Source organism: Paenibacillus sp. NPDC055715 (genome assembly GCF_053617595.1).
In genome coordinates this window covers 846,327-856,752 of record NZ_JBSHGA010000001.1, presented here as the reverse complement: position 1 = coordinate 856,752, position 10,426 = coordinate 846,327, and the positions used below count along the sequence as shown (strand labels likewise).

The following is a 10,426-nucleotide window of genomic DNA, read 5'->3' as shown; positions in this document are numbered from 1 at the left end:
TTTTCCACTGATCATCTTGGATTTCGTATCGTCTCTTCATACTTCTTAATTTACCACGATTTAACTTTGTTTTGTAGTTTGAATACACGCCCTAGCCTTTAACCACAACATGAGATGTATTGAAATAGAAATATTTGTATTCCCTACTGAACCAGTGTGGCACTTTAACCACAACATGAGATGTATTGAAATTTTGCTGCTGTAGCGGCCCATGTGACCGCATATGCACTTTAACCACAACATGAGATGTATTGAAATTCCTGGTTGTCGCCTTCGGCAAATAACTGCAAATTCCTTTAACCACAACATGAGATGTATTGAAATGGCAGCGAATCCTTATCGTCGTCGCGTAGCGTGTCCCTTTAACCACAACATGAGATGTATTGAAATTCTGTCGGAGAAAAGCTATCTCTGGCAGACGACCATCTTTAACCACAACATGAGATGTATTGAAATGGGTATATGTGTGGGTGATCCAATGGAAATATTCATCCTTTAACCACAACATGAGATGTATTGAAATTGATCGAATTCCTTTTCGATTACCTCGTATCCATCCCCTTTAACCACAACATGAGATGTATTGAAATTAAGAATATTGTGAGGGACACCCCATGATAAGAGCCCTTTAACCACAACATGAGATGTATTGAAATCTATTACGGGCTGGCGCTACTCTGACTCCTGAATTCTTTAACCACAACATGAGATGTATTGAAATGGTGTTACGTGTGATTGATAGATATCAAGTATGTTACTTTAACCACAACATGAGATGTATTGAAATGCGTTTTTCGTGAAAGTAGGCACCGAATATTGATCTCTTTAACCACAACATGAGATGTATTGAAATTGAAATTTCTCCATAGCTGATTAAGCACCACTGGCTCTTTAACCACAACATGAGATGTATTGAAATTGCAACGATGCAGTATTACTATCAATTTTTTGTAAACTTTAACCACAACATGAGATGTATTGAAATACGTACCCCTCTTTCGTCTGCGGAAAATCCATAGGCCTTTAACCACAACATGAGATGTATTGAAATCGGACACAAGCGAGAGGAACGCCTGTCCGACTGCACCCTTTAACCACAACATGAGATGTATTGAAATTCGGAAAATTTGCGAATAGCTTGGCCCCTGAAAGCATCTTTAACCACAACATGAGATGTATTGAAATAAATTGGATTGCGCTTCGTCGAACACGATAATGCTTCTTTAACCACAACATGAGATGTATTGAAATTGTGTCTATAGTAAGTAGCTTTTGGAACAGAAATTTCTTTAACCACAACATGAGATGTATTGAAATATTTATAAGTTTCCCCACATTCGTCCGTATCTGGCTCCTTTAACCACAACATGAGATGTATTGAAATTTCTTGTTAGTTGTTAGCTGTTTGTTAGCTGTCTGTCTTTAATCACAACATGAGATGTATTGAAATTGCTTACGATCTGACCATTGCCGTTACTGGCATCGGCTTTAACCACAACATGAGATGTATTGAAATTTGGCGATGTAAAAATAGGCGACCGCATCCCTAAAACTTTAACCACAACATGAGATGTATTGAAATATGTAGGAGGGAACAGCCCTCCATAAGGGGGATACACTTTAACCACAACATGAGATGTATTGAAATCAAAAGCATTTGTTTTCTTGATTTCGCAAGAGCAGCCTTTAACCACAACATGAGATGTATTGAAATCAATGATAGCGTGGCTGCTGATACAGGTTTTTTACACTTTAACCACAACATGAGATGTATTGAAATCTGTCTATGAAGCTGGAAATATATTTGAGGAATACGTCTTTAACCACAACATGAGATGTATTGAAATAATTAACAGGCGCAGACGATTCCGTTTCCTTTGTTACTTTAACCACAACATGAGATGTATTGAAATGGGGTGAAGAGATACCGTCTATCGTAGCTTTGTCGACTTTAACCACAACATGAGATGTATTGAAATCTGGCTATACGGCTGAACCCTCGGGAAAGGTCAATACCTTTAACCACAACATGAGATGTATTGAAATAGTGATCCTGTAATCGCTGCGGTGATGGTAGCCAACTTTAACCACAACATGAGATGTATTGAAATAGAGCCGGAAACGCGGCAAGGTTGGGATAAAGATGCTTTAACCACAACATGAGAAGTATTGAAATTTGAGTAAGGATCGTCGGCTGGATTGGTTTACCTTTAACCACAACATGAATGTACTAAGTCCTAAGTAGCGGAGCGGGCAGAGTTGTTCTGGAGAAGCGTAAGCGGTTGCCTTTATCCCCGGATTTTAACCCTTGACGGGTTTATACAATCCAGAAAATCGGGGGATAACAGCAATCGGAAGAACAATCTGTACGTGTAGCGGTCTAAGTACCTTCGAACTTGATTTAAAAGTAAAATTATAATGAAAAAAATATTTACAAATCATGGAGTGAGGTCTATACTCTATATATCAAGTCAGGAGGTGAACATATTGTATTTCGAAATTCAGATAACAACGTTAATTAAACAATCATCTCACCATCTGGAGATACCCGAGCGTATCGGAGCATGGATTGGTAGGGCGGGATTGAAGGACGAAATGCTGAAGCAGACGCACTACGACAAGGACTACAAGCACTATACATTTGGATCGCCTTTTCCGCGTGAAAAAGAGGGGATATACAAGCAAGGTCGTGTATACGTCATTACGATTCGTAGTTCCATAGAGCTTACGTTACGTCGAATATCCGCAGCTTTGCATGCCTTGCAGGAGGATGAATATTTCCAGTTTATCACCGCCTCCCCTGTGCAGTCCAAGAAGCTGGCCCATATTATCGAGCTTACCACCGTTACTCCTGCAATTGTTACGATTGAAGGCAAACCGTGGGTGCCGGGTCTGAGTGTGGAGCTTTTACTGCAACGGATTCATGCTAATGCGGAGAAAAAATACAATCATCTATACCCGGATCAGCCTATTCGGTTGGAACAACCTTTCATCGAAGGGATTCAGGTGTTGAACCATAAACCGATTGCCTTGGCCTACAAAGGACGTAAGCTATTAGGTAATAAGTTGCGGCTGCTTATCAGAGAAGATGAATATTCTCAGAAGCTGGCGAATGTAGTATTAGGTTCAGGAGCGGCAGAAAAGAATAGCATCCTTGGGGCAGGCTTTTGCATCGCCAAAGGACTGGAATAACGTGGAGAGGAGGCGCGAGGTATGCTGAAGGATTTGACGAACAGCTATCTATTGGCGAAGAATGATTTTCCCAACATTACATTTCTAAGACATCGACCCAAGGAAGGGCTATATATCCGTTTGCGGCTGGATCAAAGCTGGGATGAACAGGTCAGCCAGTTTGATAGCGAGCATATGATTATTACCAAAGAAGAACCTGATCCAGCACATAATAAGCTTTTTGAATGGTTCCAGCAAAAAGATTATGTGAGTTCTCTCATCTCTATGAACAAAGCCGTAGATCCCGGCAAACAGCTTCATTCCAATAACCCGTACACGCTATACGCAAAAAGGGATGTATTTTTAACCGAGGCACAGGCAGATGGAACCACCGCGATGAACACGCATATTGCCCGTTTTCTGGACAAGACTCAGGCATCTGAGGTGCAGAAAAAGTGGGATGAGCTGATAGGTACCAAGAAGACGAGCAGCAAGAAAGCGGGCAAGGAAAGCAGCAATGAGACTATTTTCACCAGTCCTACGCAGCAATTTTTCTCCGAAACGGATTATGCTCCGGCACTGGAATATCTCATAAGTGAGGCACGCCGGACACGTATTGCGCAGATTGAACAATGGTACGCTACCAACCTGTCGGCTTTCATCGAATATATCCGAACGATTCCTTTTAAGAATTATATTAAAATCTTTTTCACCTCAGAATCTACTTCACTTCACTCCATAACGAATCACCCGAATAACGAATCTTCCAGCTTTTATTCATGGGACGAAATGTATGGCTATGAATATTTGCTATATACCATCCCAAAAATCTTTAATAGTAATGACTATAACCAAATGGTAGACGGAGCTTTGACAGGTCTTCCCGGTTTTAATATGAGCATGAATAGCAAGAAACCGTATTTGGAGCATAAAACGATGCTTGTCGGTGCGCCTGTCCGTTTCTCTCTGGAGGAAGCGTTGCTGGTGAAGGAAGCGTCTGAATGGCTCCTTTCTCAGCCCAAGTTTCGAACGAACAAATTTGGCTATCATACGGATTTTAGTAAAAAGGCCGTAGACGTAGCAGAAGGCTATTTTTTTGTGTATGTAGATGGCAAGGATAACGAGGTACAAGATTTTGAGAATGTCCCTTTTTCCAAAAAAGTCCATGTAAATATCCGACTCAAGAATGTACTAGGGCTCATGACCAAAAATAAGTCTGGTGAAGAGTTTGTTAAGGATTACGGTTATCTGGAAAATGTAGAGCAACTGCAAAAAGAGATCAGCATACGTTTTTTCCGCAATCGGATGAACGGTGACTTTCTTCGTGATGAGCCGAAGGCGAGAGAAAAGGATTTTACGAGTGTGATGGTCGCGTTGTTTATGCAGAGCAAAAAGGGCTTCTATGACTGGATTTTCAAAGGAACGACCGCTACGATTCGCTCTCAATTTGCACGGGTGACGCTTCGACTCCTAGAGGAACAGCTACTACGGGTGGAGCCAGCAGGACAAGAGAAGTCGAGGTTGGATCTACGTGGATTAGCCGATGCGATGAATGTAAGACTTTCGCTAATGGCTTATTTGGAAGGAGAGGAATATACAGCTATGGGAAATCGTTTGATCGCAGTGTCTAATGGACTGAAAGATAAACTGGATACGTTGGAAAAACAGAAACCGAAGGAAAATGTGGATGGAGCAGGGCAAATGGAACAGACAGCCAATCCAGATCCAGTCTATGTAGAGACGGATGATGAGTTTTATTATTTGGCCGGGCAGCTTGCTTTTTACTTGAAAAGCCAGTCCGAAACTCAACAGAAAAAGGGGGATTTGCTAGGACCGTTTTTTATGGCCAAGCGCAGCGCACAGCTCAAGCGACGACTCGAAGAGGCATATCATTTGCACCGCCACAAAATACTGCTGCATTATACCAAATTAAATTGGGCTTTAGCGAATGTGAATGCCTATCAGCCTGACAAGGAATTCCTGCATGAAGATGCAAGGGAAATGTTCCTGGCGGGGTTATTTTCGGACAATTGGTTCTGGAAGAAAGGCGAGAGCGAGAAACCAAACAGCGAAGGGGAGAACGGACATGGCGAAAAAAACTAATCGTGTGGTGGGACTGATCGGGATTGTGAGCCGGATGGCGAACTGGAATGCGGACTTTAGCGGGCAGCCGAAGACGACCAGTACGGGCGATATTTTTGGTAGCGACAAGGCGTTAAAATATAGCATTAAGCGCTTATGGGCGGAGGAAGGACAGAAGGTACTGTATATCCGTTCGTACAAGGTCAGCAGTGCGAAGGATAAAAAGGCGGACAAGGCGAAGGATGGGGACAAAGGGAAAGAAGAGAAACTCCAGCCGCGAAATCTTGCAGAGCGTTATGAATATCTTTTCGGTGAAGAGGTATCCAAAAACTCACGTGAAGTGCTGAGTAAGCTGTTCCAGTGTGTGGATGTGATGAATTTTGGCGCGACCTTTGCGGTGAAGGATCAGAATATTGGTCTGGCTGGTCCGGTGCAGATTGGTCAGGGGTTTAATAAATATGAGTGGTCTAATCTGGAGGTACAGGATATTTTATCTCCGTTCCGTAACTCGAATGAAAAGAGCGAGGACAACGACGCCACCTCCATTGGTAAAAAGAGAACGGTGGATGAATCCCATTATGTATATCCGTTTTCCGTCAATCCAAAGCATTATGATAACTATCTGGAACTGCTGGCAGCCGAGGGCTTTGAAGGGTACACAGAGGAAGCATATCAGGCTTTCAAAACAGGAGCTTTGACCGGGGCTACTCTGCAAAATACCAACAGTAAGTCCGGTGCGGAAAATGCTTTCGCCCTATTCGTGGAATTTAAGGCGGGTAGCCCGGCGTATTTACCTAATTTGGACCCTTATGTGAAGGTAGATAAGGATGGAGAGCAGACGGTTTATGATCTGTCGGCCCTTGCACCGCTTTTGAAGGATGTAAACGAGGAGATTGAAACGGTAGAAGTATACGTTAATCCGTATGCATCGCGTGTGGAGCTGGATTTTCCGGGGCTGCGTACGTTTAACATCTTTACGCGCAGCGAGCTGCCTCAAGGCTAGCGGATGGCTACATCGGGGAAGGAGGAAGCGATGATGCGGGCGTTACGCTTTGAGTTGAGCGGAGAAACGGCTTTTTTTAAAAAGCCGGACGTTAACGTATATGCGTATTTTACATACAGCCATATTCATAAGGTTGCGTTATACGGCTTGCTGGGTGCGGTACTTGGACTGGGCGGCTATACGCAGCAGTATGAACGGAATGTGGCGTTGGGCGGGAAAGGCAAGCAGGATAGTCCTGCGATGCTGTATCCTGAATTTTACGAGGTGTTTCGTCATACATCGGTGAGCATCGTGCCACACGGGGACCGGGGATATTTTGCGAAGAAAATTCAGATATTCAACAATACCGTCGGTTATGCCAGCCAAGAAGAGGGCGGTGTGCTGAATGTACGAGAGCAGTGGTTGGAGCGTCCGCGCTGGACGATTTATGTGGCAGATGATGGGGGCGTAGATCGGGAGGTATTTGATCGGCTTGCAGATTATGTACAGCATTCCAAGGCCGAATATATTCCTTATCTCGGGAAAAACGATCATCCGGCTACGATATCCAAGGCTCGGTTGGTTGAGTTGGAGCCAGCGGATGAACCGGAATATATCGACTCCCTTCGGGCTGCACATGTCCCTGTGGATACGGGAGGATATCTGAAAGAGGGGCAAATGCAATCCTTCTTACAAGAGTATCTCCCCGTAGGGCTGAATGCAGCGAACAACGGTTATATACTGGAGCCGCTGGTATTTTCCAATCAGGAAATAGATGTAGATGAGTTAAAAGCTGAGGATCTACAAAAAATGTACCAGGATGTCGAGTATAACCGCACCTTGTATTTTATCTAAATAAGGGCAGTCGCTTTTATGGATGGAATCAATACCGGGTGTTCTCTAATGTAGAGATGGAGGGCACCTGGTTTTTTTATGTGGATTTATTTTGGTTATACGAAAAGAAGGGAGTAAGACATGCTTACACATGTATCCATACAGAATTGGCTGACAGAAGAAGCGAAGGGAATGTTAAAGGCACATACGGCCAAGGAAGGCAGTCTTCAACAGGATGAGATGCTGGAGGAACATAGCGATCTGGTTATGCACCATGCCGAGGTATTGATGAAAGATAACGGTGTGGAAGCGGCGGTATATAGGGCATTAGATCGCTTAAGTGTGGATGAAGAGCCGTTGGATGAATCGGTGCGCGAACTGATAATGTACTTTTTTAGACAAGCTATTTATTTGCATGATCTGGGCAAGGTGAACCCGGCCTTTCAGCGTATGAAAATGAAGAATACAGAAGTTAAACGGAACGCTGAGCTGGGAGACAGTAATCATTCTATGTTATCGGCGGTACTTTATTTACATATTCATTTACGCCATGTGCAGAAATGGCATGATACCACAGAGCTATATCCGAACCGTAAAAAGCACAAGCGCAAAGTGCTTGCGTTGCTACGTCATATGCTCTATTCGTTCGCGTATACGATTTCCCGCCACCACACACATCTGGGAAATATGGATCAAGATACTGGAGGGCAAATCAACGAATTTGAGTTGAAAATAAAAAATCAATATAGCCGAATCAAAGAGAATCCTGATTATATCCGCTATTACCGCGATCAGCAGGATCTATTACAGAATGATAACGTATTAGCGGACATCCGTATGGAAGGCAATAAACGTCAGAATAAAATACATAGTCCTTTTCCTTTCTATGTGTTGGTCAAGCTGCTATACTCCACGATGGTTGCATCGGATTTTCGGGCAACGTATCAATATATGGAGCAGCAGGCACCAGAGATGCATTATTTTGGTGAACACCTACCACTGAAACCGATGCTGGATGCCTACAGCCAGACGGAAATTGTGCAGGGGATTGAGTCCTATCGGCAAGGTCCTGACGCTTCCAGCTTGTCTGAGATGAATCAGCTACGGGTGGCGTTGTTTATCGAAACGGAAAAGCGGCTGTTGGAGAGACTGCAAGAGCCTGTTTTTTATCTCGAAGCTCCTACAGGTTCAGGAAAAACCAACATGTCTATTAATCTGGCATTGCATTTACTGAATAGTGGTTTGGGACTGAACAAGCTGATCTACGTGTTTCCATTCAACTCCCTGATCGAGCAGACAAGGCAGACACTGGATGGAATTTTCCAAAAGGAGAAGGAGAACGGATATCAGGTGGAGGTTATTAATGCCATCACACCGATGGTGACCACGGAAGAATTAGAAGCAGAAGCTTCTACGGAAGGGAAGGACAAGGAGCCGGACAATACGGATTACAAAAGAGTGCTGCTGGAGCGGCAATTGCTGCAATATCCGGTGACATTGACTTCTCACGTGAACTTTTTTAATTATCTGTTTGGCACAGGACGAGAGGTCAATCTAGCATTCGCTCATTTGTGTAATAGTGTCATTGTATTGGACGAAATTCAGAGTTACCGGAATGAGCTATGGAAGGAGATTATTCATTTTCTACGTTCTTTTGCGGATATTCTGAATATTAAAATCATTATCATGTCCGCTACATTGCCGAACCTGGATCTATTAATGGAACAGCAGGATTATGAAAAGCCCATTCAAACCTATTCACTGGTGCAGAATCGGGCGCGTTATTTTACACATTCGTTGTTTAGAGATCGTGTGAAGCTGGATTTTAATTTGCTGAAACGGGGCAAGATGCTGCCAGAACAAGTATTGGAGCATGTACTATCCGTAATAGAGCAGCGAAAGCGGGATGGACAAGGGAACAGGATACTGATCGAGTTTATTACCAAAACGACCGCACGCCAATTGTATAACATGTTGCTGGAGCAGGATTTAGGCTTTCACGTCTATGAGCTTACTGGGGATGATAGCTCCTCCTATCGTCAAGAGCTGTTAGAGAAATTGGGGAAGGACGCACAAGGGAGCTTTGAACTGAGTGATGTGATTGTCGTTGCAACACAGGTGATTGAGGCCGGGGTAGATATTGACATGGATGTGGGCTTTAAAGATATTTCTTTGCTGGATAGCGAGGAGCAATTTTTGGGACGGCTGAATCGTTCTTGTCTGCGTGACTATTGCCAGGCTTATTTCTTTGATTGTGACGAGGCGAGCGGGATATATAAAAACGACTTGCGTGTTACATTTGATCTCAAGGAAGAAGTGTATCAAAAAATGCTTGAAGATAAGGACTTTAGTGGATTTTATGAGCGTGTTATTCATGAAATCAATGAGTCTCGTGAAAAGCCAGATCAGCAGTATTGGGGCGAGTTTATCAAAAAGATACAAGAGCTTGAATTTCCAGATGTACAAAAGCATATGAACCTCATACCAGATCAAAGCGTGACGCTGTTCCTGAACTATACCTGTCTAATGAAAAACGCTCCCCCGCTTAACGGTCAAGACGTATGGGATGAGTTTGTTAGATTGTCAGACAAGCGGTTAGGAATGGACTATTCCGAAAGAATGATCCGCTTGTCAAAGGTACGCGCTCAAATGAATAACTTTACTTTTATTTATCCAGTTCCCCAAATGTGTATAAAATGGGGAAAGGTAAAGCCGGGGATATATACCCGTTGTATAGGTACTTTGTATTTCGTGGAGCACGGTGAACAATATATGGAATGGGATGAACTAACTAAAACCAAAAAGTTTAATCGTGCCAAGTATACTGAGGATGAAAAGGGGCTTTTCCTATGAGAATTACCGGAACGATGGTGAACTATTATGTACACTGCCGTAGACAATGCTGGTTATTTGCCAATGGAATGGGTTTTGAAGACGATAGCGAGGACGTGCGGATCGGCAAGGTCATGCATGAGCTGCAGAGTGAAGGGAAGAAAAACCGCGAAGTCGCTATTGAGGGTATCAAAGTGGACAAGTTGACCCGTGATTATGTGACCGAGATTAAAAAGTCTGACGCCGACGTTGAAGCTACTACATGGCAGACGCTGTACTATATGTATGTACTTAAACAAAAAGGAATGGAGCGCAAGGGTAAAATTCAGTTTAACGAGCGTAACAAGCAGGCTAGTAAAACCATAGAACTGGAGCTGGATGAAGCAACCGAACAGGCCATGACCCGGTTGCTTCATGAATTAGAGCAATACTTGGGGCAAGAGCAGCCTGACCCGGCGGTACGAGAGAAAAAATGCACTCGCTGCGCATACCTTGCGTACTGTTTTTTATAAGAAAGGAGAACAA

General features: G+C 43.4%; 6 protein-coding genes and 1 CRISPR repeat array. All 6 genes read left to right on the top strand.

Translation table 11 applies throughout. The annotated features are described in order from the left end of the window. Positions 1–96: 96 nt before the first annotated feature. A CRISPR array of direct repeats spans positions 97–2,176; the repeat unit is 30 nt; unit sequence CTTTAACCACAACATGAGATGTATTGAAAT. Positions 2,177–2,487: 311 nt separating this feature from the next. Further along, positions 2,488–3,192 (top strand): CRISPR-associated protein Cas6, encoded by a 705-nt coding sequence (locus tag ACWGOO_RS04295; RefSeq protein ID WP_452481574.1) that lies wholly within the window; start codon positions 2,488–2,490, stop codon positions 3,190–3,192. 21 nt (positions 3,193–3,213) lie between these two features. Next, positions 3,214–5,274 (top strand): hypothetical protein, encoded by a 2,061-nt coding sequence (locus ACWGOO_RS04290; protein ID WP_452481573.1) that lies wholly within the window; start codon positions 3,214–3,216, stop codon positions 5,272–5,274. Then, positions 5,258–6,256 (top strand): type I CRISPR-associated protein Cas7, encoded by a 999-nt coding sequence (locus ACWGOO_RS04285; protein WP_452481572.1) that lies wholly within the window; start codon positions 5,258–5,260, stop codon positions 6,254–6,256. Before ACWGOO_RS04290 ends, ACWGOO_RS04285 begins: the two co-directional genes overlap by 17 nt. Positions 6,257–6,259: 3 nt before the next feature. Beyond that, positions 6,260–7,090, top strand: coding sequence for a type I-B CRISPR-associated protein Cas5b (cas5b, locus tag ACWGOO_RS04280; RefSeq protein ID WP_452481571.1), 831 nt, complete (start codon positions 6,260–6,262; stop codon positions 7,088–7,090). 120 nt (positions 7,091–7,210) lie between these two features. After that, complete coding sequence (gene cas3, locus ACWGOO_RS04275) at positions 7,211–9,922, top strand: CRISPR-associated helicase Cas3' (protein ID WP_452481570.1); 2,712 nt, start codon at positions 7,211–7,213, stop codon at positions 9,920–9,922. Continuing rightward, positions 9,919–10,413, top strand: coding sequence for a CRISPR-associated protein Cas4 (locus ACWGOO_RS04270; protein WP_452481569.1), 495 nt, complete (start codon positions 9,919–9,921; stop codon positions 10,411–10,413). Before cas3 ends, ACWGOO_RS04270 begins: the two co-directional genes overlap by 4 nt. Positions 10,414–10,426: the final 13 nt, after the last annotated feature.

Coding starts and splice junctions, on each gene's coding strand:
- cas5b (WP_452481571.1), top strand. CDS start 6,260: ATGGCTACATCGGGGAAGGAGGAAGCGATGATGCGGGCGTTACGCTTT.
- ACWGOO_RS04290 (WP_452481573.1), top strand. CDS start 3,214: ATGCTGAAGGATTTGACGAACAGCTATCTATTGGCGAAGAATGATTTT.
- ACWGOO_RS04285 (WP_452481572.1), top strand. CDS start 5,258: ATGGCGAAAAAAACTAATCGTGTGGTGGGACTGATCGGGATTGTGAGC.
- ACWGOO_RS04270 (WP_452481569.1), top strand. CDS start 9,919: ATGAGAATTACCGGAACGATGGTGAACTATTATGTACACTGCCGTAGA.
- cas3 (WP_452481570.1), top strand. CDS start 7,211: ATGCTTACACATGTATCCATACAGAATTGGCTGACAGAAGAAGCGAAG.